Source organism: Ochrobactrum sp. XJ1, assembly GCF_024701725.1.
Classification (GTDB): domain Bacteria; phylum Pseudomonadota; class Alphaproteobacteria; order Rhizobiales; family Rhizobiaceae; genus Brucella; species Brucella anthropi.
Window position 1 is genome coordinate 65,342 of sequence record NZ_VDGD01000014.1, and the last position, 20,780, is coordinate 86,121.

Below are 20,780 nucleotides of genomic sequence, written 5' to 3' on the forward strand. Positions count from 1 at the left end.
AGCACGATAGAAGCTTCCCGGCGCGTAGACGTGGCGGGAGGCTTTATGCTACCAAAACCGAAATTGTTGTTTGGCTGTCAAACTCAGCGACCAAATAGATTAACTAACTGATTTTAAAAAGAATAAGCGTGTTTCGGGGAATGGCTTTTTCAGTCATTCCCTATCATTTTCAGGGTCATGAAGATATGGCCCTTTTACCGCAAAAAAGCACTGACTGACGAGCAGATACATGAACTGATCGGCAGTGGTATTCCGACAGCGACAGGCGTTGCAGTTTCGATTGAGACCGCCCTGCGCGTCCCTGCCGTCGCGACAGCGGTGCGCACCATTTCCGAAGCTGCTGCCAGCCTCAAGAGCAAGGTTGTCCAAATCAACCCGGACGGCACCGAGACGGAAGTAGAGGGCCACCCCGCTGCCGCCTTGCTTCGTGGCGAGGCGAACGAGTGGACAAGCGGCTTTGAACTGATCCGCTCCATCATGGTCGATGCGCTTTGCCGGGATCAGGGCGGGCTTGCCCGTGTCACCCGTAGTTCTGACAATCGTCCTCTGGAGATCATTCGCTACCGCCCCGGCTTCATCAACGTCGATTATCCCGATGACGATTTGCAGCCTCGCTATCGCGTGAACGGTATTATCCAGAATGCCGCCGACATCATCCATCTGCGCGGCACCTACGACAAGTCTCCCCTGACACTGTGCCGTGAGGCTATCGGCGTTGCTATCGTCATGGAGCGTCACGCCGCCCGTCTGTTTGGCCGTGGCGCACGTCCCGGTGGCCTTCTTCGCACCAAGAAGCCGCTTGGCGATCAGGGCGCGAAAAACATGATCGACACGTGGCGTCTGATGATGGATGGCGTCGAGAACGCCGGGAAGACCGGCATCCTCTATGACGACGTTGAATGGGTGCAGCTACAGATGTCATCTGTTGATGCGCAGTTCCAGCAGCTTCGCCTTTTCCAGCTTCAGGAAATCGCCCGCGCCTTCAACCTTCCGGCTACCCTTCTCGGTGATCTGACTAAGGCCACTTGGTCGAATAGTGCTGAGATGCACCGGCAGTTTCTCCAGCTTTGCCTTGAGCCGTGGCTTCAGGCCCTCGAAAGCGCCTTGCGTCGTGCCTTGTTCACCAAGGACGAGCGCAAGAACCACGCCATCCGCTTCGACCGTGACGACTTCACAAACGTCGATCTGACCGCCCGTGCGACTGCAATCAGTTCGCTACGCTCGTCCATGGTCATGACGCGCAATGAGGCGCGCAACTGGCTTGATCTGGAGCCGGTAGCGGATGGCGACACCTTTGAAAACCCGAACACCGGATCGAGCCAGCCAGGTATCGGCCACAACGGCGGTCCGAAGGTGGATGACCCGAAAACCGAAGAGGAAGAACCGACCGATGACGCTTGATGACATCCTCAACAATGTGGCGGATCAGGACCGTGGGAGCGAGTGTGAATTGCTCGATCCCGTCACCGGCGCGCCGACAGGTATCAAGCTCTGGGTTGTCGGTCCCGACAGCAAGACAGCGCATGACGCCCGTATCGCCATGACTGACGAGCTTATGGAGCGCACCCGTTCTGATGGAACCGTATCCGGCGAGGATCGCGAGCGCGCCCGCCTGAACTGTCTCGCCCGCCTTGTGACGAAGTGGCATGTCGATGACGGTCACGGCCAGTCGATCCCTTTCAATCATGCGAACGTCCTGCGCCTTCTGGCTGTCTCTTGGGTTGAAGCCCAGATCGACGCATTCGCCAGCAACCGCGCTTTCTTCCGTGAGGTGGCGTGATGGATCGGCTGTTCGTTGAAACCAAGATGATTACTGACGAAGGCGGCACCATTTCAGGGCTGGCTTGGCCGTTTGGTAGTGGTGATCGAGTTGGCGATTGGATTGAGCCGGGAGCTTTTAAATCCGTCAATTTACCAATCCCTATTCTCTTCGGGCACGATCATAACGATCCGATTGGAGCTTGGAATTTTGCTCAAGAAAAATCGGACGGCCTGCATCTCACCGGCAAACTACTGGTTGATGATTTGCCACGCGCTCGTGAAGTTCGCGCACTGGTCAAATCCGGTGCCGTTCGCGGCGTCTCTATCGGCTTCATCACGAAAAGCTCCAGCCCACGCACCGGCGGCGGGCGCACCATCAAATCTCTTGAACTTCTGGAAGCGTCCCTCGTGACGATCCCGATGCACCCCGGCGCGAAGGTTACTTCGGCCAAATCGGCAGTGCTGGCGCTGAATATCGCCGCTGCCATAAACCGCGCAGCCGCGCAGATTGGAGAAAAGTGACATGGAGCATGTCATGAAGCAGGCGCTGCTCGGCAGCGTGGCAATCACTCGCAAAGGTGAAGAGGGCGATCCTGTCTCTCTGGTCACCAAGTCCCTTGACGATCTTCGCACCTCGATTGACGAGCGGCTGAAGAAGGTTGAAGGCAATCCCGAAATCAAGGCGCTTGTGGATCGTCTGGACGAGATCGAAAAGAAGCATGGTCGCCTCAGTGGCGGCAAGGCGAACACGGAAGAACAGGGTGAAATCGAGCGTAAGGCTCTTTCTCACTTCGCTCGAACTGGTTCGGACGTTGAAGTCAAGGCGGCAGCGTCTGACAACAACGTCGATGGCGGTTATTTCGTTCTGCCGACCGTGGACCTCAGCATTCGCAATCTGATGACCGACCTGTCGCCAATGCGCGGCCTTGCTGAAGTCGTCAGTATTTCGACCGACAAGTACGAGCGCTTCTATTCGATGGGCAAGCGCGGCGCGAAGTGGGTTTCGGAACGTGAAGAACGTCCGCAGGACACGGCTCGCCCCGAACTCATCAAGCATTCGTATGGTGTGGCCGAACTCTATGCGGCTCCGGTCGCCACCCGTCATCTGCTCGATGATGCTGCCACCGATATCGCCTCCTGGCTGATCAACAATGCCACCCACGACTTCAGCGAGACTGAAGGCGAGGCATTCATGACCGGCGATGGCATTGATAATTCTCCTACCGGCCTGCTGACCTACCCGACAGCACCGGAGAAGGATTTCACCCGTGCATGGGGCAATTACCAGTATGTCGCATCCGGTGCGAACCCGACCGACATTCAACTGGCCGATGCCCTGATCAAGCTCGTTGCCACGCTGCGCCGCCCGTACAAGGGCAATGCCGTGTTCGTCATGAACAGCAATACGGCAATCCGCCTGCGCCAGATCAAGGACGCCAACGACCGCTATCTGTGGGCACCTACGGGCAACCTGATCGAAGGTATCGAACATCCGCTTCTCGGCCAGCGTGTCGAGATCGATGAAACCATGCCTGATATCGGCGCCAATGCCCTGCCTATCGCCTTTGGTGATTTCCGTCAGGGCTACGTCATCGTTGACCGTCAGGGCGTTCGCATCAACCGCGACGAACTCACCCAGAAGGGCCGTATCGTCTTCGACGTGTACAAGCGCGTGGGCGGCGGTGCCGGTGACTTCAATGCGATCAAGTTCCTCAAGATCGCTGCGAGCTAAGGAGGCCAAGCCATGAAAGACACCTTCCACGATAACAAGGCGGTTCAGGCGATTGCTCCGGCAGTTCTGGCCGCCAACACGAACGGCGTATCCATCGACCTCAAGGGCTTCGATAGCGCGCTGTTCGTCATCAACACCGGCGCAATCGACACGGCAGGCGACTTCACTGTGAAGCTTCAGGAAAGCGACACGGGAACGAGCGGCTGGACGGATGTTGACGCTGCTGACCTTCTCGGCAGCGTACCGGCCACCCTTGCAGCCAATGCGGCCTATCGGATCGGCTATATCGGTTCGAAGCGCAAGCGTTATGTCCGCGCCGTTGCCACCAAGGCAGGCGGCACGAGCATCGCCGCCGGTGTTGTCGCCATTCTCGGTCATCCGAACATCGCTCCGGTGGCCTGATATGCCGACACGCGCTCCTTCCATATGCAGTCATTGCGGCAAGGCTCACATCCGTAAAGAGCCATGCATCACTGTGCAGCGCCTTGAGAAGGAGCGCAAAGCCCGCTTCGACAAGAAGCGCCCGACCTCACGCCAGCGTGGCTACACAGCCGAGTGGGAGAAGGCCCGCAAGGAATATCTTGCCGTCTATTCATCCTGCGCCCGTTGTGGACAGCCTGCCACGCTGGTCGATCATCGCAAACCGCATAAGGGCAGCCAGACACTGTTCTGGGATCGAGCCAACTGGCAGCCCCTTTGCACATCCTGTCATTCCAGCGCCAAGCAATCAGAAGAGCGGCGCAATCAGAACGAGGGCTAACTCATGCCTATTTTTGCAACCGCTGGCGCGAAGGTATTCATCGGAACTGTGCTTGATGCAAAGCCTGCCGATTTCGTGGCCGCTGACTTCACAAGCCAGACGTGGACCCAGGTTAACAATCTGGAGAGCATCGGCACATTTGGCGATACAGCAACCGAGATCACCTTTGACGACATCGGCAAGAACCGTACCCAGAAGCTCAAGGGTACTCGCAACGCCGGTAACATGGAGATGGTCTCTGGCATCGATTATGCCGACGCTGGCCAGATCGCCTTGCTCGCTGCCGAGAAGAGCATCCATGACTATGCTTTCAAGGTCGAGTTCAATGACGCTCCTGAAGGCGGTACGCCATCGCAGCGCCTATTCATCGCCAAGGTCATGAGCGCAGCCGAACAGCTGGATACGGCCAACAACGTGATGAAGCTCAATTCGACGCTTGGCATCAATTCCAACATCGTGCGCGTCAACGCTGCGGAGGCTTAATCTATGTTCTTCGCCACGTCAGGCACTACCCTGCACATAGGAGCGTCTCGGCCAGACTGGTACGCTCGACAGGTTACCGCGTCTGACTTCGACGGCGAGGCATGGACACAGGTGAATGGCCTATCCAGCCTTGGGCAGATCAGTGGTGAATGGCAGACCGTCAGCACCACACTGCCTGATCCGTATGCACCTGACGAGCCACCCATCCCCAATCACCAGAAGGCGGTACGCCCTGCGCCCACCATGGAGGTTGTCGTTGCACAGGATAGTGAGGATGCAGGCCAACTGCTCGCGCTCACAGCGGAGAGCAACGTTGACCCTCACGCCTTTCAACTGACCTTCGCCAATGGTGCGACACGGCGCTTCATCGCTCATGTCATGTCAGCAAGCGAGGTGATGGACGAGGCGAATAGCGTGGTGTGCTGGTCGTTCGGTCTGCTTCTGCAATCCAACATCGTGAGGGCAGCATGACAATCGAATGGCAAGTGGCAGAGCTAGTGCGAAAGGCGAAGCGGTACGCGGATGCTCACGGCATAGCCATCGCGACGGCATCAACGCGCATCTTCAACGATGGCAAGGTGCTCGACCGCCTGATGAGTGGTGCATCGATCACAACCCGACGCTTCAACGCCGCAATGACCTTCCTCGACCGACATCAGGCCGGGGGTGGTCTCAAACATTCGACCCATGGCGGGGACCGGCGCGGGGAACTTCGCGCAAGACATTACCAAATTGGAGTTTTCGCAAATGGCTGAAATCGTGACGCTGGAAGGCCTGAAAGAACAGCTGAATTTCACAGCCGATCAGGGCGTGGACGATGACGCTATTCTGACGCGCAAGCTCAAGGCAGCCCAGAGCTATATCGAAAGCCTGCTCGGCTTCAAGATCACCGATGTCTATGGCGGCGACGATCAGGAACCCGTGCCGGACGCGTTGATTGAGGTCATCTATCAGACAGCGGCGAACTGGTACGAGAACCGCGAGGCCGTGCTTGTCGGCGTGAACGCGCAGGAACTCCCCTTCGGCGTCTGGCCTATCGTCAACGAGTTCAGGAGGTACGTGTTCTGATGGCTGATGATGGTGGACTGGCGCGGTTCCAGCGGCGCATGAACGCAATCCCGAAAGCGGTTCGCGAGGCCGTGAAGCCCGCGCTGCTAAAGTCTGCGCAGGAAATGGCGTCAGGCATGAAACGCCTTGCCGAGACCTCCCGCGACACCGGAGCGCTGATCGACAGCATTCAGGTGACCGGGCCGGGTCAGCAGACGCCGCCGTATTCGCAGCCAGGCGGCAGCTATCAGACCAAGGAAAACGAGGCCGTGATTACAGCCGGTAACAAGGATGTGCGGTACGCGCATCTGGTCGAGTACGGAACCACCAAAGCGAAGGAACAGCCTTTCTTCTGGCCGACAGTCCGCACCCAGAACAAGCGCGCTCGTGACCGCATAAAGCGGGCCATGCGCAAGGCAATCCGCGAGAATTGGGGCAAGAAATGACAGCACTCATTCATCGCCTGCGCGGCTTCATGTGGACGCTTCAGGTCCGACGCATCATGCGCAAGGCTCGCAAGTCTCCCGGCCATGCTCATCGCATCTGGCTCAATAGGAGAACCATTCTATGAGCAGCCCGGAAATCGCACTCCAGAAGGCATTAATCGAGCGACTGCGCAACGACGCGGGTGTCATTGCATTGGTGCCAGCGTTGAATATCCACGACACGAATGCGCGTCCTGTGGTCGATCCATCTATCAATCTTGGCACCGATCAGACTGACGACGCCGAGTATCTGGCCCGCGATGTGACCATAGTTTTCCACGATCTGCATATCTGGAAGAAGGAACCCGGTCTCGCCGGTGGCAAGTATATTGCCGCAGCCATAACCAAAGCCGTCAGAAAGGCTCGATTTCAGACCGTGGACGGCTTTCACTTCGCTGACTGCCATGTGTACCGCACCCGCTTTCTTCGCGATCCAGAGGGCGATTTTAGCCACGGTATCGTCACTGTGCGGGCAATCACTCAGGAGGTTTCATGAGAGCCGGTAAGCTTGATCGCCTCATCACCATTCAGCGCGCCACATACGTTGACGATGGCATGGGCAACCAGACGCCAACGTGGGCGAAGCTGGCAGACTTGCGCGCCCAGATCGTGCAGGCCAGCACCGAAGAATATATCCGCTCTTACGGTGCCAGCGATGACACGGTGATTATCTTCCGCACCCGGTATTTCCCCGGCGTGAAGAACGAAGACCAGATCATCTATGCGGGTGCGGAGTTCGACATCAAGGAGACCAAGGAACTCGGTCGCAAGCAGGGCCTGGAAATCAGGTGTGTGAGCCGACCATGAAGGGAACCAAGCCACAGCTAATAATCGACAATGACGCGATGCAGCGCGTTCCTGCGCCGCCGTCTTGGATTTCTGACGAGGCAAAGAAGGAATGGCGTCGGGTCATCAAGGGTCTGATTGAGCGCCGTATTCTGACGAATGGCGATATCGGCTCGCTGGAAAACTACTGCATTGCCATGGGCCGGGTGCGTCAGCTTGAGGCCAAATTGCAGGAAGGTTTTGAAGCTCCGCTGTTCCGTGCGCAGGACAAGGCGATGACTACAGCGCGCCAGCTTGCCGCCGAACTTGGATTGACACCTGTGTCGCGCTCGCGGCCAGCAGTGAGGAAAGCGTCAGATGGCGACGAAGACCTATCCCCACTGGATATATGACGGTTCCGAGATCGAGGATACGTTCGGGCATGGCGACCGCGCCGTGCGGTTTCTGCGCGCCTTGCGTCATCCGAAGTCGATCCTTCCGAAAAATGCCTTCCAGTTGGACGAGTGGCAGGAGCGGATTGTGCGGCGCATCTATGGCCCGCGTCATCCTGATGGCTCCCGCGTCGTCAAGACTGTGGTGCTGTTGCTCCCTCGCGGCAATCGCAAGACTTCGCTGGCCGCTGCACTCGCGCTCCTGCATACCATCGGGCCGGAACGGATAGCGCAAGGCGAAGCCATATTCGCCGCAGCCGACCGGAAACAGGCCGGGATTGCGTTCAAGGAAGCGCTGGGGATTATCCGGGCTGACAAGCGTGTCGCCGCTGCTACCCGTGTTTATGACGCACACAACAGCGCCAAGAAGATCGTTTACCCCAAGGAAGGATCATTCCTCGAAGTTATTTCAGGTGAAGCCGGAACACAGCACGGCAGAACCCCGGCATTCGTTCTTGCCGATGAAATCCATATCTGGCCGAACCGTTTCCTGTGGGAAGCCCTGACAACTGGTCTGGACAAGACCGACAATCCGCTTCTGGTTGTCGCCACGACCGCCGGACGCGGGCAGGATAACATAGCCTGGGATGTGGTCGAGGACGCCCGCAAGGTCGCCCGTGGCGAGGTGGATGATCCGTCTATTCTCCCGATCCTCTTTGAAGCTGATCGCAATGATGACTGGCGGGATGAGAATGTCTGGCATGAGGTCAATCCGGGTCTGCGCCACGGCTACCCGTCCCTTGATGGCTTCAGACGCCACGCCAAACGGGCGGAGCGCAGCGTAGGCGAGCGTCAGTCACTTCGACAGCTAAAGCTTAACATCTGGCTAGACGCCGCCACAGACCCGTTTGTGGACATGGATATCTATGATGCTGGCAAGGGTCAGATTGACCTCGAAAGCCTTAGAGATGAGCCGTGCTGGCTCGGTGTCGATCTTTCCTCGATCATCGATCTATCGGTTATTGTGGCCTGCTGGCGTGATGCTGACGGGTATGTTGTGCATCCGTGGTTCTTTTGTCCCCAAAACAATATCGATGACCGTGAAGATATGTCCGGCGGCTCATATCGCGAGTGGGTGGACGAAGGTCTGATTTCCGCGTCCGGCGAAGACACCATCGATTATCAGGCGATCACGAACCGCATCGTGGATATCTGCGAGGATTTCAACGTGCAGGAAATCGCCTTTGACCCATATCTGGCGAAGCAAGTACAGCCGAAGCTTCTCGAAATGGGCCTGCCTGCCGTGGACATGCGGCAAGTTCCATCCCTGATGATGCCCGCAGTCCATGAGTTGGAGCGGGCTATTCTGGCGGGAGAGTTCCGGCACGGCGGCAATCCAGTGCTGCGCCATTGCTTCTCCAATGTCGTTGTGAAGCGCAACGACCAAGGCCATGTCGCCAAATTCACCAAACCGAAAATGTGGATGTCAATCGACGGCGCTGTGGCTTCTGCCATGGCCGTTTCACGCTGTTCTCAAGGGGATAGCGGGCGATCCAGCTACGACACTTTCACCGGCAATATTGAGGATTTCATCTGATGGCTGACGATACCGAACGCCTGTTTGTGGCCTTGGAGGCTCGCGTCAATAACTTCGAGAAGGAGTTTAAGCGGGCCGAGCGCACCGGGACACGCACATATCAAAGCCTGCGCCAGAACTCATCACGGGCGACCCGACAGATGGAGCAGGATGCCACACGCTCGGCAAGCCGGATCAATCAGGCATTCGCGACAATCGGCACCAATATCGGCAGCTACAGCAAGGCGTTCGGCTTGGGGCTAGTCGGCGGTGTGGCGACAGCGGGGCTTGGTGTTCTGGCGACATCGGTTAAAGGTGTCACGTCATCGTTTGCCGAGTTGGGACGAGAAGCCAAGACGGCAGGGATCAGCGTCGAGGACTTCCAACGCTGGCGTTATGTTGCCGACCAGAACAAGATCGGCATTGATGCGCTGATTGATGGCTTCAAGGAACTCAATCTCCGCGCTGATGAGTATATCCAGACAGGTAAGGGATCGGCAGCGGAGAGCTTTCAGCGGCTCGGCATGTCACCGGCAGAGGTGAAGGAGCGCATCAAAGACCCTTCGAAGTTCATGCTGGAACTGATCGAGCGCACCCGGCAGTTGAAGGATACCGCCGCCGGTGTTCGTATCTTCGATGAGCTTCTGGGCGGTCAGGGCGGCGAACAGTTCGTCAGGCTCATTGAGCAAGGCCGCCAGGGCATCTCTGCGACGATTGAAGAAGCAAACAAGATGGGTGCCGTCTTCGATAAGGAGTGGGTAGACCGCGCCGCCGAGATCGATAAGAAGTTCAACGCTATGGCCTCGACTGTCGGAACGACGCTGAAGGGCGCAATTGTCGACGCAGCCCAAGCTCTCTTCGACTTCATCGATAGCTTCAATCAGTTTGAGAACCAGACACGCCGGACGCTCCAGAACCGACAGACGGCCATCATGGGCGAGAAGAACGCCTTGGCCGCCGAAATCAGGGAAGCGGAAGCTGAGCGCGATGAGATGACCCGATCAGGAGGCGGCTCGCCGGGTATTCTGTCGGGGCAGATCGGTGAACTGAAGCAGCGCATGGACGCGCTCAATGCCGAAGAAGACAAGATCATTGCGATCTTGAGCCAACGCACTGAGGACGAAGCAAAGGCGAACAAGGAGCTTCGCCCGACATTCCAGCCTTATGTCCCGCCTGATGACAAGAAGGGCAGCAAGAAGAAATCTGACGAGGAACGTGCACGTGAGAAGGCCGCGAAAGCAGCCGACCGCGAGCGTGAAGCCGTCAAGCAACTCATATCCGATCTGGAGTTTGAAGCTTCGCTGGTTGGCAAGTCCGCTGTTGAAAAGGCCAAGATGACCGCGGTTCGGCAGGCCGGAGCGGCTGCGACCGAAACGGAAAAGCAGAAGATCGAGGCGTTAGTAGAAAGCACGTACAAGGCAAACGAAGCGCACGAGAAGCAGAAGGAAGCGCTTGCCGAACTGAACGATATGGGCCGCGAATTTGCCGGTACGTTGGTTTCCGGTCTGTTGAATGGTGCCAAGGCTTCAGATGTTCTCGCGGACGCCCTTGGCCGACTGGCTGACCGCTTCCTTAACTCTGGACTGGATGCGCTATTCGGCGGCGGTGGAGGCGGAAACATCTTCAGCAGCTTATTCGGCGGTGGCACGAGCTTCTTCCCGTCTGCGCCATCGATGGGCGGCGGGATCGGTCTCTATGCCAGAGGAACAACCTTTGCGCCCGGTGGAACTGCCATCGTGGGCGAGGAAGGCCCTGAAAGAGTTGAACTCCCACGCGGATCGAAGGTCACGCCAAACCATATGCTTGGGCAATCGGGATCGGGTGGCGGCAGCCAGCATGTCAACGTGCAGTCGGACATCAAAGTGTCTGTAGATAAGGACGGAAATCTTCAGGCCTACGTGACCAACCAGTCGGCACAGATTGCGCAGAAGGCTGTGGATAGGTTTGCCGATAGCAATGAGTTTAAGGTGCGAGCGGCCCATGGAGCAGCTGAAGTTCGCCGTAAGGGAGGTATCCGCTAATGGCCGCTACAGATCGTCTCGAAAAGGCTATGGTGGCAGCGCTCAAGCAGGCGCTCGCCACGTCTCAGCCTGTCATAGTCCCGCCCGGTGGCTCGCTGTTGTGGAACTGGTTCATGGACCTGAATGCCGCCCGCACCTGGCACATGAACGGGCCAAATCCGATCAGTTTTTCGGAAATTTCCGAATATGCTCGGCTGCATCGCTGGAGCCTTGCCGCTCATCACGTGGCGATCCTGCGCGCCATGGATGCCGCCTATGTCGAGGATTTCTATTCGAAGCGTGTCACCGACAAAGAGGCCGTAGCACCACGGCCAACCGGCGAGATCAGTCCTGACCTATTCGATGCGGTGTTCGGATGAGCAACGCCAATTACAGCCGTAAGAATGGTCTTCGCGCTGGCTATGGCGAGTACCGCTACGGCACCAAACCGAAGAAGCTAGACGCGGTATATAAGGGAGAAGCTCGCCGCCACGTGGTCGATCTTGTAATGGACGCACTGCGAGATTGGCGGCTGAGCAAATTTGAAAACGAGGGCCCAGTACGCGCCGGGATCCGGGCAGCCCTTTGTGTCAGGGGATATCCGTGGGATCGCGCTGACTTCGAAGCAGCTAATCTAATCAACAGTGCCTTTGCACATTTGGGTTACGCACGACCCGTTTGGGATGAAGGCCAGCGTGAATACTCTGTGCCAAGCGAAAACTGTAAATGGTGCGGTGTCGAAATACCGGAAGATATGTTTCGCGAAGGCGCGAACTATCGTTTCTGTTCAGATGTGTGCGCCCGATCCGCCCTGCAATACCGAGACTTCAAAGCGCGTCATCATTCCGACGCTGCATATTCTGCTGCGTGGTCAGCGATCAGTCGTGGAAAGAACGAGCCGAAAGCTTGCCTGGAGTGCGGAAAACAGTTTCGACCGTTCAAGCCGGGTGCGCAGTATTGCAGCCGAGAATGCACATTCAAAGCTGCTGAAGTGTTGCCTAGGCGCGATTGCCCGCATTGTCACAAGCAGTTTCGTCCGTCTAGTCACAGAACGATTTTCTGTTCGGAACCGTGCGCCAGAGCATCGAAGCGACTGCCGACACAGCTATGTAGACAATGCGGGATCGCATTCCAGCCTCACACGTTGCGTGAAGGCCGTGAGCATGTGTTTTGCAGTGTCTCATGCAAAAAGGCCCATGGACTGACCGTGAAGTATGATCTGACCTGCCAGTGGTGTCACGCGGCATTTCGATCAAGTCTGCCGTACAGCAAGTATTGTTCGGCGTCGTGCAAAAATCAGGCAAGCCGTGTGATATCGGGCAAACAGATACCTAAACGGATATCGCCGCCAGTCTTCGATTATTTCTTCAAGCAGGCGGCTTAACCAAGGGAAAGGAAAACACCATGACGAAGACAGAGAAGGCGTCCCGTGAGACGCCTTATCCGATTACTCTTTCTGACTTGGAGGATTATCTGGTATCTCGGCACCCGTCAGCTTCTGAAACTCCTGAAGAGCGCCAAGCAGATACATGGCGTCAGCAAGGGGAACATGAAACTGCTCCAAGCTATTGTTCTGGCCTTGTAGAGATACCTGTACCACAGGTTCCGGGGCTGTTTGTCCGGGTTCGAAGCGGACGCCTCGCACGCGTCTCATTTGTTCAGCGGGAAAATCACTAGGCCAATTTTTCTTTAGGCTGGAGAAGACAGCATCCGTTATCTCTCCCCAGCCTTCTTTCTTGTCACTCATAAAAGCCTCCCTGTTGCTTACCGCGCCATAAAAGCAGAGCAACCGGGTAGTGTCGATGATAACCTATCGGGACGGAAAAACATCAAAGTTAAGACCCACTGAGACGTAATGAACGCCAGCGCCTTCAAGGTCCAAAAGGACTTGGTCCGAGTTGGTCGGAAGTCCTATCACCCCACGTTGTCCAGGCTCGACATTGAATTCCTTGAAAAAGGACCAAGGCCCTTTGGTGCCATCAATCTTCGCGCCTTCTCTATCTGGCGTGATTGCATAGAGATTGGGCGTGACATCATTCTTAAATGCAAAACACTTCATACTTCACCTGTCAGCTTAAAAAGAAATTCACTGTATGGAAGCCGGAAGAGAACTGTCCCATTCTCAGCAACGTCCTTCAGGACGCCAATGCGACAGAATAGATTGACGGCTCCCTCATCGCGGACACATTTCGCGTCAGCACTATCGATCAGCCGATAGCCCTTCACGCCCCAAACGACAGCTGTACCGCCGTCAGGCAATGCATTGAGCGGCTGGATGACGATTACGCGAACGCCAGCAAGGTAGGCGGCAAAGACCGCTACAGCTATCCAACTCGCGATTATGAACAATGTCCGCATGCCAGCCCCCTTTGCCGCAAGCTGGCAGAGGCGCGGCGGGCGGTCAAGGGGACGCCCCCAATTTTGGGGCGGTTGAAGTATCCAGAACTCTGGACACTTTCAGTGTTCCAGACCAGAACAGTGACGGATTTCAAATCTGCCAAGCTGGCAAGTTTCGTGGCGAAACATGAAGAGTATCGCCGCCGTCACTTTTCAAATGCGCAACCGTTGCGGATTTCAACCCTTCGATTTGTGCGAAAGGTTGATTAGGCCTTCAGCCGAACGCCCGGCCCGCCATCGCGATTATCCCCATTGGCGAGAAACACAATCCCCCTGCCCTCTAGCGCAGCCTGAATAGCCGATAGCGTCGAAGCCTTCGGATCAGCGCTGCCGCGTTCAATATTGTTAAGGCCAGTCGTAGATAGACCGGCCAGTTTCGCAAGCTCGGCTTGGGTCATGCCCAGCATAGCTCGCGCTCCACGTATTTGCTCTGGTGTGATCATGGCTATTTTCTACACCGCGATTGTTTTTTTATCAAGTGGGGTTGACGACGATTACAATTATGATTAATTCAATCCTACTTGATAAATTAACAAGTGGAGAGACAATGATGCCGACACAGCAAGGTCAGGCAACCGCCGAAGGTTTGCCAAAAAGCGAGCGCCCCATCGACCGAGTAACGCGCCTATCTTATGAGCTTTGCGATGCTCTGGACGAATATGCAGACGGTACGATGATGGCCGCAATCACGCCGCGCAGTCGGTCGGTAAGCTGCCCGGTACTGTTCGGGCCGATCAGCACTCACCGCGCCATAGTGGGCTTGCAGGCCACGAATACGCAGCCGTCATACGATCCGCTGCTTGAAGCGATTGATGCTTATCTGGCTGCTCTCAATGATTTCAACAAGAACGCCCCGGAGGACCATGACGAGGCGCAGGCCTATGCCGAGGTGTCTTATGGTCCGCCGCTCGAAGTTCTCTGTAACTGGACACAACCAGCATGGACCCGCCAGGGCGCTTTGAAAGCCTTGCAGATCGCTATGGCTGACAGCAACGGCGTTTACGGATCGGAAGCCGCCGAACGCATGATACGGGCCGCTATGGGCTATCTGGCAGGCATTCAGAATTATGGAGCGGTCACATGCGAGTAACAGGCCCTGCAGTGAAACGCCTCCGCCGCTTGATGCTGGAACAGTGGATTGAGGAAATGATCTGGTATCTCGACCGGATGGATGGCGACCCTGATTTAGAGGATGACGAAATCGAGGACGAGAACGAGCACGGCGGCGAAGTGACAGATGAGCCGCATGATCATAGCGACAGCGGCGACGATGAACTGACGCTTGGCTGGCCTGAACAGGTCACACAGCGCGGCATAGAAATGCCGGAACCATTCTCGGCAAACTATGATACCGACGACAGCCACGCCGATTATGGCGGGCCTCGCTCCCTCAGCTTTGACGGTAGTGGCTACCGGCAGGCGAGAAATGATCTTGCTAGGCTTGTCCGCCGCCGGAGGGCGACCCAATGGCGTTCGTAAGAATTATGACGGCGCGATGGCTTCTCAGGGCGGCAAGGTGGTTCGCGGAACTGATTGCACCTGAAATCAGACCGCCAGTACCCAGCATTGCAAATGAGTACCCATACGGTACCCATGACACAAATGCCCGAACAAATCAGTAGAGGATTTAAGGTAAGTGACTGATTTTATTGGAGATTTTGGTGAGCGCGCGGGGGTTCGAACCCCGGACCTACTGATTAAAAGTCAGTTGCTCTACCGGCTGAGCTACTATCAATAGATATCACTATATTCCTATCATATTGAATCTACACAAATTATCAAATCAATCGCGATTACCCGATTCCTATCGCTTCCTTTCATTTGCTGCCTATGATATTCCTAGGCAGCAATGGAGGCAAGCATGTCACAACCCGTCAAGCTGACAAAATCATATATCGACAATCTACAGCCTACCGACAAGGACGCGTTCTATTGGGATCGCGAACTTAAAGGGTTTAGCGTCAAAGTGACACCTAAAGGCAGGAAGGTGTTTCTCGTGATGCACCGTCCGAAAGGTCATACCGGCGCTGCAAGGAAGTACACTATCGGCCCACATGGCCAATGGACTGTGCAGCAAGCACGTGATCGTGCACGCGAGGTTTTGGCGGAAAGCAGCAAGGGCAACGATGTCGGCGCTATCGAGCGCGTTGAACGGCAACGCAAGTCATCCGACATTCTGACCGATCTGGTTGACGAGTTTTTGAAAAAACACGCAGCGCAGAACAAAACACACGACGAGACAAAGCGCATTCTAGAACGCGAGCTACTATCGAAACACGGCAAAAAGTCCATTCATGTCATTACCAAGCACGATATTCTATCTGTGCTTGAAGGCATTCGAGATCGCGGCGCGCCCTACATGGCAAACCGTGTATTGGCTGCTATCCGCAAATTCATGAACTGGTGCGTGTCGAGGGACATTATCGCAATCTCACCGGCCAACGGCATTTCATTACCTACAAAGGAAGTGTCGCGTGATCACACTCTTTCGACCGATGAAACGCGAGCCGCATTGATGGCGGCGAAAAGCATTGGCTATCCATACGGAAAGATTGTTGAATTGCTGTTTCTTACAGCGCAACGACGCGATGAGGTTGGTGAAATGCGATGGAGCGAACTTGATCTTGATAAAGCAACATGGACCATTCCAGCCGAACGCGCCAAGAACGGAAAGGCGCACGAAGTGCATCTGTCAAAGAATGCGTTGACGTTGCTGCATTCAATTCGTCGTTTTGTGTCCGCCGACAATGTCGTAAGCGATCTTGTTTTCACCACTACAGGCAACACGCCTTTTAGTGGTTATTCGAAATGCAAAGCGGCGCTCGATAAAAAAATGTTGGAAAGGCTGCGTAAGTTTGCAGCCGATAAAGGCGCAAATCCTGAACAGGTCAAACTAGCACCTTGGCGACTGCATGACATACGTAGAACCGTTACGACCGAACTTTCCATGCTCGGCGTTGCGATCCACGTCGCTGATGCTATCCTTAATCATAAGAGCGGCGTGATAAGTGGTGTTGCCGCTGTCTATCAAAAGAATGCATTTATTCCAGAACGTCGAGATGCGCTGAACAAATGGTGTGATCACCTGAATGATATCATGTTCGTAAATACAATACCGGAGGACGTTGACTGCGGATAATCGAATAATGATGATAGTGCGGGGTTTGAACAAAATGGTTCATGGCTATTGGGGGAGAAAATGTCAGATATTCAGCAAAACGTTACATCGTCCTCGGACAGAACTGCCGTTGCTGCAATAGTTTCAATCGTAATGATAGTACCCGCCATGATCCCAGCGGCTTTAATCGTAATGGCCTACGCCTTCGTATTTAAGTTTTTTATCGGCGGATCATCATGGATACCCTACGTCGATGAAATAGGCGGACTTTGGTTTCCAGAAATGCTCAGAGGGATTATTCTCGGCGGTATTGCAATTTGGACAAGCCGACGATTTTTCCCCATGAGTAATATTGAAGCCGTCCGATTTGCAACGTTCGCATTTTGGGCGGGAGTATTGGCCCTGCTTGTAATATTCAGCATGTCGGTACGAGGGATAACATTCGATTTAGTGGGAGTTATCGGATTGGCGGTCGGTCTCTGTGTTGGCTTGTGGTCAACCGATACTTAGTTGCCGTTCTATTTTCTACATAAAGCAACGACGCCTCATGGCGTGCGCATGTCCTATCACTCGAAACAGTCATGAACGAGCGCCAATTCTCCCCCACAATGAGCACGGAAGAGTTTGAAGCTAGGCTGAAAGATTTCTATCGCAGCCTTGATGAAAACACTGCACGCGCATTTAAAAGCAGCATGAAAGCCTCACCACGCAAGGCGGAAGGCAAACCAGTCAGCCAGAACAATCTAAAAATTTTTCAACTGATTGATGAACGTTATCGACAAGGCGGTACAGTCACAGCTGCAATTCGGTCTGTCATCGAAGAACACCTTGCCGAGGTGAACAGCAATTCTGACAACGAAGACAAGATTGATACGATCACGCGTCAATACCGACGCTATAGAAAAGTACGCGATGCTGGTTTGGATCCGTCCAGAACGTACGACGATGATAGTTTTGCGGAATTCATCTTATCCAAACAGTTTGCGCTTGCAGCCGCGATATTTGAGGTTGCAGATGATGAACGTGTTGCACGTATCTGCGATAAGCTCAATGCACGGATCATGCACCGCGTGATGGAGTAATGTCCTCACGGCTCAGCTAGCATCCGACTTAGAACGCTTTCCTCTGGTTCCTATGGAGTGAAAGCAATGCCCCTTGATACTCAAATCTGCCTGCTTCCCCTGCCTGACAATGACGAAACCCTGATCCCGTCGCGCAGGCTACCCCTGTATATCGGCATATCGGCCCAGACGCTCGCTCGCTGGCGTCATGAGGGGAAAGGGCCATCGTTCGTGAAAATTGGCCGCATGGTCGCGTATCGCACCGGAGTAATCCGTGGATGGATCGCGGCCCAACAGCGGGTCAATACATCCCAGTAATATATATAAGTATTACCGGAATATCTTCACTTTCCATTCTATCCAATTGAAAATAATGCGCTTTTTTATAGCCGTTTTTCGGCTTGAACCAAAAACGCGCATTATTGGTTCAATTGAGCCAAAAATTGCAGTGGCCCAGATGGTTGACAGCATCCTGTTTTCACAAGTTGGTCAACGCCAACTGGTCAAGGTTCCTCGCCCAACACCAATTCTAGGGGCAGACGGCAAACCTATGCGTAAAAATGACTGCCCTCTATTTAATGTTAAGCATGCTCCAGCAGATTTTCAGTTCGGCACACAATCTGCGATTACTCATGAATTCGTGAAGAGGTACATCATCTCAGGTACAATGCGCGCGACCTCACTACGGCTAGCGGTATTATTCGCGTTAGCGGAAACCACGTCATGGGCCGAGTGCTTTATCGTGGTTGATGATGTCAGTAAAAATCCGATCATGATCAGCGAAAAATATGCACAAGCAGCTATAGGAACATTTGGCAATAGAAGCGCCACACGTTCGATAATGGAAATACAAAATGAAGTACAGGCGTCATACGGTGCTGTTCACAAGGCACTTGATTTTTGGCTAGAAGAACTAGTTATGAAGGAAATAGAGGTTTACAAGAGACAATCGATCATTGATGAACACCAAAAGGCGGGGAGGAAACCAGAATTCAAACGGTATGAGTTCGATCCGCTTCTTGTGTGGAGGGGATATTATTGGCTTCGAAATGCATATGCGGAAGTACATTCGTCAGGAATTGACGTGATCTGATCGCTCTTATTTCATCAATCTTGCTATCGCCTGCGCCATATTTCGGTACACTACTGCACGATACTTACGATATCGATCCATGGTGACGCCTTCTTTGACGAACAATTTCGATGTGCGCGCTTCCCATGCAGTATCGTCAAAATATTCAGTACGTGGAAATCCTTCGTTCTGGACACCGATGTCATCGATATAACGAGCACCGATATCGATGTTTACGCAATACGTATCCTTCGGCCTGTTAGCGTAGCAGCTTTTCACTTCACGAATTAATCCTTGCACACCACTTTCTTTGAAAGTCAGGTAGACATGTGTTGCGGCTGTGAGCATTTCCTCTTCACGGTCGTTTGTCTGACGAGCGTAATATAAACAACCTTCTGTAAATGACTGGCTGTTGCTCTTGCATTGAGCACCATCGCGGACAGCCTTCTTTTTTGCCCAATTGTATCCCGCTTGATGACCGGAGCAATCATCCTTGCACGTGTACGGCCCGAACGTCTTACGAGAACCTTTATCAAGGCCATGATCACGCAAAACCTTTTCAGTGACGCGTTCTTTTGCGTTGTTCGTTGTCCCGTTGACAATGGAATTGATCCAGTCCGCATTTGCAGCGGTTGATGCAATCAGCAGAAACCAGACTGCATACGCAGTAGCCTTAATCCAAATGCCTCGCTTTTGTTTCGACATTTTGCACCCGTTCAATATAGCAGTCCGTTGGGGTTTTTGCGCTGCCAACGCGGAAGATGTGCGTCGTTAGCATTCTCCATGGCAGTAGCCATGCGCGATTGCGAATTTGCGATAGATTGCATCGTGTCTGCCTGACTTTGCGCCGTTATGAACTGAGCAGCGGCCTGCATGCGTTGAGACTGACGTTGCTGTGCTTCTGATGCTACCCGCGAGTAAAGCGACGTCAGTTCGCTATTTGCTTGAGCACGGCTTATCTTCCCGGCATCAAACCGCTGTGCAATTTCGACACGTTTTGCCATCTGATGACGGAGTAGATCAACGTCCCCTCCTGCAACTGGTAAAAGAACCTGTTCGGCACCGTTGATACAGCGAACCTTATCCACCGCACGTTTATGTTGACGCGCTTCACATTCATCCATCTTTTGATTGTAGAGCTTTTGAGCACTAGCCATTTGTGGTGAGACGCTTGAACTTGTCGTGCACGCTGCCAATGCGACGGATAGTGTCACAATAGAAATCAGCTTCATACTTCCCCCCCGGATAATCCCTTGCGAGCGCTCGCGTCGTACAAGGGATATGAACATTGCAAGCCGCTTCTGTAGAGAATACTCCGTGGTCGAATTCTCTACAACTCGTCTTTCTGCGTTTTATGGACGTGAGAGAGACATTCGCACAGAATTTGAAGGCTCTGAGGCTGGCGAAAGGCTTGTCGCAAGAGGAGTTGGCGCATCGTGCGAATATTGACCGCACGTATATCAGCTCATTGGAGAGATGTATTTACGGGGTAAGTATCGACATTCTTGGCAGATTAGCCGAGGCGCTTGACGTGGAACCGGCAGAATTGCTTCAAAGTCCAGTAGCCAAATTTCCATGAAATTCAACAGCGTAAGGAAACCTTAACTCGTCAGTCAAACTCTCAACGCCTTCGGAGGGAAGAAAGGGTTATCCCGCGTTAAGTGTTAGTTACGTCGATCTTATGATGCAAATTACGTAAAGTATTAATTCGAAGAATGGTTTATGTCGACGCTGAGCGTGATAATTGAAATAGATAGCTTGGATCGAGATCCGATTACTAGGAAACCGAGTTCACCCAGAAATACTAAAGACTACGCAATCATGATAGTGCAGCATTAAGCCCCCCAAAAAAACCGATCAGCATCGCCTTCAGCTCAGAACTATCCATCAATAGCTTACGAACGGCTGCCTCATATTGGTTTCTATTCTTGAACTGTAACGCACTCACCACCCCTTCTAATGCCATTGTTTCTCTAATCGGATATCGAGCAATTATCTTGCCAACGTCTTTTGAATCAAGCCACGATAACAATTGTTTACGTTCCAACTGAAACGTGAGCGCGACGAACATCCCACCTTTTCTTTTGTGAATGATGCCGCGAGATAAGCTCCTTCATTGATAGGAGCGGAC

General features: G+C 54.1%; 33 protein-coding genes. 27 read left to right on the top strand and 6 right to left on the bottom strand.

Going from position 1 to position 20,780, the window contains the following annotated elements; translation table 11 throughout:
* Window positions 1–177 precede the first annotated feature (177 nt).
* From FG152_RS22370 to FG152_RS22460, 19 genes are read left to right on the top strand one after another with little or no spacing between them, the layout of a single operon-like run.
* On the top strand, window positions 178–1,401 hold the full coding sequence (locus FG152_RS22370) for a phage portal protein (RefSeq protein WP_498988463.1): 1,224 nt from the start codon (window positions 178–180) through the stop codon (window positions 1,399–1,401).
* A complete protein-coding gene (locus FG152_RS22375; protein WP_498988465.1) occupies window positions 1,391–1,780 on the top strand; it encodes a hypothetical protein in 390 nt (129 codons plus the stop codon). The genes FG152_RS22370 and FG152_RS22375 overlap by 11 nt, the downstream gene beginning before the upstream one ends.
* Window positions 1,780–2,283, top strand: coding sequence for an HK97 family phage prohead protease (locus FG152_RS22380; RefSeq protein ID WP_153527785.1), 504 nt, complete (start codon window positions 1,780–1,782; stop codon window positions 2,281–2,283). The genes FG152_RS22375 and FG152_RS22380 overlap by 1 nt, the downstream gene beginning before the upstream one ends.
* A gap of 13 nt (window positions 2,284–2,296) precedes the next feature.
* Complete coding sequence (locus FG152_RS22385) at window positions 2,297–3,493, top strand: phage major capsid protein (protein WP_498988469.1); 1,197 nt, start codon at window positions 2,297–2,299, stop codon at window positions 3,491–3,493.
* Window positions 3,494–3,505: 12 nt separating this feature from the next.
* Window positions 3,506–3,895 (top strand): hypothetical protein, encoded by a 390-nt coding sequence (locus tag FG152_RS22390; protein ID WP_498988472.1) that lies wholly within the window; start codon window positions 3,506–3,508, stop codon window positions 3,893–3,895.
* A gap of 1 nt (window position 3,896) precedes the next feature.
* Window positions 3,897–4,253: an HNH endonuclease signature motif containing protein gene (locus FG152_RS22395; protein WP_498988474.1), complete on the top strand. Its 357-nt coding sequence runs from the start codon at window positions 3,897–3,899 to the stop codon at window positions 4,251–4,253.
* A 3-nt stretch (window positions 4,254–4,256) separates the two neighbouring features.
* A complete protein-coding gene (locus tag FG152_RS22400) occupies window positions 4,257–4,736 on the top strand; it encodes a hypothetical protein (RefSeq protein ID WP_187963181.1) in 480 nt (159 codons plus the stop codon).
* A gap of 3 nt (window positions 4,737–4,739) precedes the next feature.
* Complete coding sequence (locus tag FG152_RS22405; protein WP_498988477.1) at window positions 4,740–5,207, top strand: hypothetical protein; 468 nt, start codon at window positions 4,740–4,742, stop codon at window positions 5,205–5,207.
* A complete protein-coding gene (locus tag FG152_RS22410; protein ID WP_498988480.1) occupies window positions 5,204–5,491 on the top strand; it encodes a hypothetical protein in 288 nt (95 codons plus the stop codon). The genes FG152_RS22405 and FG152_RS22410 overlap by 4 nt, the downstream gene beginning before the upstream one ends.
* Window positions 5,484–5,804, top strand: coding sequence for a head-tail connector protein (locus tag FG152_RS22415; RefSeq protein ID WP_196107490.1), 321 nt, complete (start codon window positions 5,484–5,486; stop codon window positions 5,802–5,804). Before FG152_RS22410 ends, FG152_RS22415 begins: the two co-directional genes overlap by 8 nt.
* Window positions 5,804–6,229: an HK97-gp10 family putative phage morphogenesis protein gene (locus tag FG152_RS22420; protein ID WP_498988483.1), complete on the top strand. Its 426-nt coding sequence runs from the start codon at window positions 5,804–5,806 to the stop codon at window positions 6,227–6,229. The genes FG152_RS22415 and FG152_RS22420 overlap by 1 nt, the downstream gene beginning before the upstream one ends.
* Window positions 6,226–6,354, top strand: a complete 129-nt coding sequence (locus FG152_RS22425) for a hypothetical protein (protein WP_318254681.1) — start codon at window positions 6,226–6,228, stop codon at window positions 6,352–6,354. The genes FG152_RS22420 and FG152_RS22425 overlap by 4 nt, the downstream gene beginning before the upstream one ends.
* On the top strand, window positions 6,351–6,764 hold the full coding sequence (locus FG152_RS22430; RefSeq protein ID WP_498988485.1) for a DUF3168 domain-containing protein: 414 nt from the start codon (window positions 6,351–6,353) through the stop codon (window positions 6,762–6,764). The genes FG152_RS22425 and FG152_RS22430 overlap by 4 nt, the downstream gene beginning before the upstream one ends.
* Entirely contained in the window at window positions 6,761–7,075 is a 315-nt protein-coding gene (locus FG152_RS22435) for a head-tail adaptor protein (protein WP_498988487.1), read from the top strand. Before FG152_RS22430 ends, FG152_RS22435 begins: the two co-directional genes overlap by 4 nt.
* Window positions 7,072–7,446: a phage terminase small subunit P27 family gene (locus tag FG152_RS22440; protein ID WP_029924572.1), complete on the top strand. Its 375-nt coding sequence runs from the start codon at window positions 7,072–7,074 to the stop codon at window positions 7,444–7,446. Before FG152_RS22435 ends, FG152_RS22440 begins: the two co-directional genes overlap by 4 nt.
* The gene (locus FG152_RS22445) at window positions 7,412–9,022 is read left to right on the top strand and encodes a terminase large subunit (RefSeq protein WP_498988490.1); all 1,611 of its coding nucleotides are present in this window, start codon (window positions 7,412–7,414) and stop codon (window positions 9,020–9,022) included. Before FG152_RS22440 ends, FG152_RS22445 begins: the two co-directional genes overlap by 35 nt.
* The gene (locus tag FG152_RS22450; protein ID WP_498988492.1) at window positions 9,022–11,022 is read left to right on the top strand and encodes a phage tail tape measure protein; all 2,001 of its coding nucleotides are present in this window, start codon (window positions 9,022–9,024) and stop codon (window positions 11,020–11,022) included. Before FG152_RS22445 ends, FG152_RS22450 begins: the two co-directional genes overlap by 1 nt.
* Window positions 11,022–11,381, top strand: a complete 360-nt coding sequence (locus tag FG152_RS22455; RefSeq protein ID WP_498988495.1) for a phage tail assembly chaperone — start codon at window positions 11,022–11,024, stop codon at window positions 11,379–11,381. The genes FG152_RS22450 and FG152_RS22455 overlap by 1 nt, the downstream gene beginning before the upstream one ends.
* The gene (locus FG152_RS22460) at window positions 11,378–12,385 is read left to right on the top strand and encodes a hypothetical protein (protein ID WP_498988498.1); all 1,008 of its coding nucleotides are present in this window, start codon (window positions 11,378–11,380) and stop codon (window positions 12,383–12,385) included. The genes FG152_RS22455 and FG152_RS22460 overlap by 4 nt, the downstream gene beginning before the upstream one ends.
* Before the next feature lie 63 nt (window positions 12,386–12,448).
* On the opposite strand, the gene FG152_RS22465 is transcribed toward FG152_RS22460, so the two are convergent.
* From FG152_RS22465 to FG152_RS22475, 3 genes are all read right to left on the bottom strand, one after another.
* Window positions 12,449–12,748, bottom strand: a complete 300-nt coding sequence (locus tag FG152_RS22465; RefSeq protein WP_498988500.1) for a hypothetical protein — start codon at window positions 12,746–12,748, stop codon at window positions 12,449–12,451.
* Window positions 12,749–13,056: 308 nt separating this feature from the next.
* Complete coding sequence (locus FG152_RS22470) at window positions 13,057–13,359, bottom strand: hypothetical protein (RefSeq protein ID WP_498988503.1); 303 nt, start codon at window positions 13,357–13,359, stop codon at window positions 13,057–13,059.
* 245 nt (window positions 13,360–13,604) lie between these two features.
* A complete protein-coding gene (locus FG152_RS22475; RefSeq protein WP_302701006.1) occupies window positions 13,605–13,805 on the bottom strand; it encodes a helix-turn-helix domain-containing protein in 201 nt (66 codons plus the stop codon).
* A 140-nt stretch (window positions 13,806–13,945) separates the two neighbouring features.
* Between FG152_RS22475 and FG152_RS22480 the strand changes: the two genes are divergently transcribed.
* From FG152_RS22480 to FG152_RS22510, 7 genes are all read left to right on the top strand, one after another.
* The gene (locus tag FG152_RS22480; RefSeq protein ID WP_498988507.1) at window positions 13,946–14,488 is read left to right on the top strand and encodes a hypothetical protein; all 543 of its coding nucleotides are present in this window, start codon (window positions 13,946–13,948) and stop codon (window positions 14,486–14,488) included.
* Window positions 14,479–14,877 (top strand): hypothetical protein, encoded by a 399-nt coding sequence (locus FG152_RS22485; RefSeq protein ID WP_279698577.1) that lies wholly within the window; start codon window positions 14,479–14,481, stop codon window positions 14,875–14,877. The genes FG152_RS22480 and FG152_RS22485 overlap by 10 nt, the downstream gene beginning before the upstream one ends.
* Window positions 14,878–15,259: 382 nt before the next feature.
* Entirely contained in the window at window positions 15,260–16,537 is a 1,278-nt protein-coding gene (locus FG152_RS22490; RefSeq protein WP_498988510.1) for a tyrosine-type recombinase/integrase, read from the top strand.
* Window positions 16,538–16,597: 60 nt separating this feature from the next.
* On the top strand, window positions 16,598–17,026 hold the full coding sequence (locus FG152_RS22495; protein ID WP_498988513.1) for a hypothetical protein: 429 nt from the start codon (window positions 16,598–16,600) through the stop codon (window positions 17,024–17,026).
* Between the two features lie 71 nt (window positions 17,027–17,097).
* Window positions 17,098–17,598, top strand: coding sequence for a hypothetical protein (locus tag FG152_RS22500; RefSeq protein WP_498988516.1), 501 nt, complete (start codon window positions 17,098–17,100; stop codon window positions 17,596–17,598).
* Window positions 17,599–17,664: 66 nt separating this feature from the next.
* Window positions 17,665–17,895 carry a helix-turn-helix transcriptional regulator gene (locus FG152_RS22505; RefSeq protein WP_498988519.1) on the top strand — a complete coding sequence of 77 codons (231 nt, stop codon included), beginning with the start codon at window positions 17,665–17,667 and terminating at the stop codon, window positions 17,893–17,895.
* Between the two features lie 55 nt (window positions 17,896–17,950).
* Window positions 17,951–18,670, top strand: coding sequence for a hypothetical protein (locus tag FG152_RS22510; protein ID WP_498988520.1), 720 nt, complete (start codon window positions 17,951–17,953; stop codon window positions 18,668–18,670).
* A gap of 6 nt (window positions 18,671–18,676) precedes the next feature.
* On the opposite strand, the gene FG152_RS22515 is transcribed toward FG152_RS22510, so the two are convergent.
* Entirely contained in the window at window positions 18,677–19,354 is a 678-nt protein-coding gene (locus FG152_RS22515; RefSeq protein WP_498988523.1) for a hypothetical protein, read from the bottom strand.
* A gap of 11 nt (window positions 19,355–19,365) precedes the next feature.
* Window positions 19,366–19,881 (bottom strand): hypothetical protein, encoded by a 516-nt coding sequence (locus FG152_RS22520; protein ID WP_498988526.1) that lies wholly within the window; start codon window positions 19,879–19,881, stop codon window positions 19,366–19,368.
* 122 nt (window positions 19,882–20,003) lie between these two features.
* Here FG152_RS22520 and FG152_RS22525 point away from each other — a divergent pair, with 122 nt between their 5' ends.
* On the top strand, window positions 20,004–20,228 hold the full coding sequence (locus tag FG152_RS22525; RefSeq protein WP_498988535.1) for a helix-turn-helix domain-containing protein: 225 nt from the start codon (window positions 20,004–20,006) through the stop codon (window positions 20,226–20,228).
* Window positions 20,229–20,468: 240 nt separating this feature from the next.
* On the opposite strand, the gene FG152_RS22530 is transcribed toward FG152_RS22525, so the two are convergent.
* A complete protein-coding gene (locus FG152_RS22530) occupies window positions 20,469–20,720 on the bottom strand; it encodes a hypothetical protein (protein WP_498988529.1) in 252 nt (83 codons plus the stop codon).
* Window positions 20,721–20,780 lie beyond the last annotated feature (60 nt).

Bases quoted from the DNA above. Each gene is read 5' to 3' on its own strand.
- FG152_RS22475 (WP_302701006.1), bottom strand. From the start codon at position 13,805: ATGCTGGGCATGACCCAAGCCGAGCTTGCGAAACTGGCCGGTCTATCT.
- FG152_RS22480 (WP_498988507.1), top strand. From the start codon at position 13,946: ATGATGCCGACACAGCAAGGTCAGGCAACCGCCGAAGGTTTGCCAAAA.
- FG152_RS22415 (WP_196107490.1), top strand. From the start codon at position 5,484: ATGGCTGAAATCGTGACGCTGGAAGGCCTGAAAGAACAGCTGAATTTC.
- FG152_RS22520 (WP_498988526.1), bottom strand. From the start codon at position 19,881: ATGAAGCTGATTTCTATTGTGACACTATCCGTCGCATTGGCAGCGTGC.
- FG152_RS22490 (WP_498988510.1), top strand. From the start codon at position 15,260: ATGTCACAACCCGTCAAGCTGACAAAATCATATATCGACAATCTACAG.
- FG152_RS22380 (WP_153527785.1), top strand. From the start codon at position 1,780: ATGGATCGGCTGTTCGTTGAAACCAAGATGATTACTGACGAAGGCGGC.
- FG152_RS22500 (WP_498988516.1), top strand. From the start codon at position 17,098: ATGAACGAGCGCCAATTCTCCCCCACAATGAGCACGGAAGAGTTTGAA.
- FG152_RS22525 (WP_498988535.1), top strand. From the start codon at position 20,004: ATGGACGTGAGAGAGACATTCGCACAGAATTTGAAGGCTCTGAGGCTG.
- FG152_RS22400 (WP_187963181.1), top strand. From the start codon at position 4,257: ATGCCTATTTTTGCAACCGCTGGCGCGAAGGTATTCATCGGAACTGTG.
- FG152_RS22505 (WP_498988519.1), top strand. From the start codon at position 17,665: ATGCCCCTTGATACTCAAATCTGCCTGCTTCCCCTGCCTGACAATGAC.
- FG152_RS22465 (WP_498988500.1), bottom strand. From the start codon at position 12,748: ATGAGTGACAAGAAAGAAGGCTGGGGAGAGATAACGGATGCTGTCTTC.
- FG152_RS22440 (WP_029924572.1), top strand. From the start codon at position 7,072: ATGAAGGGAACCAAGCCACAGCTAATAATCGACAATGACGCGATGCAG.
- FG152_RS22425 (WP_318254681.1), top strand. From the start codon at position 6,226: ATGACAGCACTCATTCATCGCCTGCGCGGCTTCATGTGGACGCTTCAG.
- FG152_RS22530 (WP_498988529.1), bottom strand. From the start codon at position 20,720: ATGTTCGTCGCGCTCACGTTTCAGTTGGAACGTAAACAATTGTTATCG.
- FG152_RS22385 (WP_498988469.1), top strand. From the start codon at position 2,297: ATGAAGCAGGCGCTGCTCGGCAGCGTGGCAATCACTCGCAAAGGTGAA.
- FG152_RS22445 (WP_498988490.1), top strand. From the start codon at position 7,412: ATGGCGACGAAGACCTATCCCCACTGGATATATGACGGTTCCGAGATC.
- FG152_RS22455 (WP_498988495.1), top strand. From the start codon at position 11,022: ATGGCCGCTACAGATCGTCTCGAAAAGGCTATGGTGGCAGCGCTCAAG.
- FG152_RS22420 (WP_498988483.1), top strand. From the start codon at position 5,804: ATGGCTGATGATGGTGGACTGGCGCGGTTCCAGCGGCGCATGAACGCA.
- FG152_RS22470 (WP_498988503.1), bottom strand. From the start codon at position 13,359: ATGCGGACATTGTTCATAATCGCGAGTTGGATAGCTGTAGCGGTCTTT.
- FG152_RS22375 (WP_498988465.1), top strand. From the start codon at position 1,391: ATGACGCTTGATGACATCCTCAACAATGTGGCGGATCAGGACCGTGGG.
- FG152_RS22510 (WP_498988520.1), top strand. From the start codon at position 17,951: ATGCGCTTTTTTATAGCCGTTTTTCGGCTTGAACCAAAAACGCGCATT.
- FG152_RS22430 (WP_498988485.1), top strand. From the start codon at position 6,351: ATGAGCAGCCCGGAAATCGCACTCCAGAAGGCATTAATCGAGCGACTG.
- FG152_RS22460 (WP_498988498.1), top strand. From the start codon at position 11,378: ATGAGCAACGCCAATTACAGCCGTAAGAATGGTCTTCGCGCTGGCTAT.
- FG152_RS22395 (WP_498988474.1), top strand. From the start codon at position 3,897: ATGCCGACACGCGCTCCTTCCATATGCAGTCATTGCGGCAAGGCTCAC.
- FG152_RS22515 (WP_498988523.1), bottom strand. From the start codon at position 19,354: ATGTCGAAACAAAAGCGAGGCATTTGGATTAAGGCTACTGCGTATGCA.
- FG152_RS22405 (WP_498988477.1), top strand. From the start codon at position 4,740: ATGTTCTTCGCCACGTCAGGCACTACCCTGCACATAGGAGCGTCTCGG.
- FG152_RS22485 (WP_279698577.1), top strand. From the start codon at position 14,479: ATGCGAGTAACAGGCCCTGCAGTGAAACGCCTCCGCCGCTTGATGCTG.
- FG152_RS22390 (WP_498988472.1), top strand. From the start codon at position 3,506: ATGAAAGACACCTTCCACGATAACAAGGCGGTTCAGGCGATTGCTCCG.
- FG152_RS22435 (WP_498988487.1), top strand. From the start codon at position 6,761: ATGAGAGCCGGTAAGCTTGATCGCCTCATCACCATTCAGCGCGCCACA.
- FG152_RS22450 (WP_498988492.1), top strand. From the start codon at position 9,022: ATGGCTGACGATACCGAACGCCTGTTTGTGGCCTTGGAGGCTCGCGTC.
- FG152_RS22370 (WP_498988463.1), top strand. From the start codon at position 178: ATGAAGATATGGCCCTTTTACCGCAAAAAAGCACTGACTGACGAGCAG.
- FG152_RS22495 (WP_498988513.1), top strand. From the start codon at position 16,598: ATGTCAGATATTCAGCAAAACGTTACATCGTCCTCGGACAGAACTGCC.
- FG152_RS22410 (WP_498988480.1), top strand. From the start codon at position 5,204: ATGACAATCGAATGGCAAGTGGCAGAGCTAGTGCGAAAGGCGAAGCGG.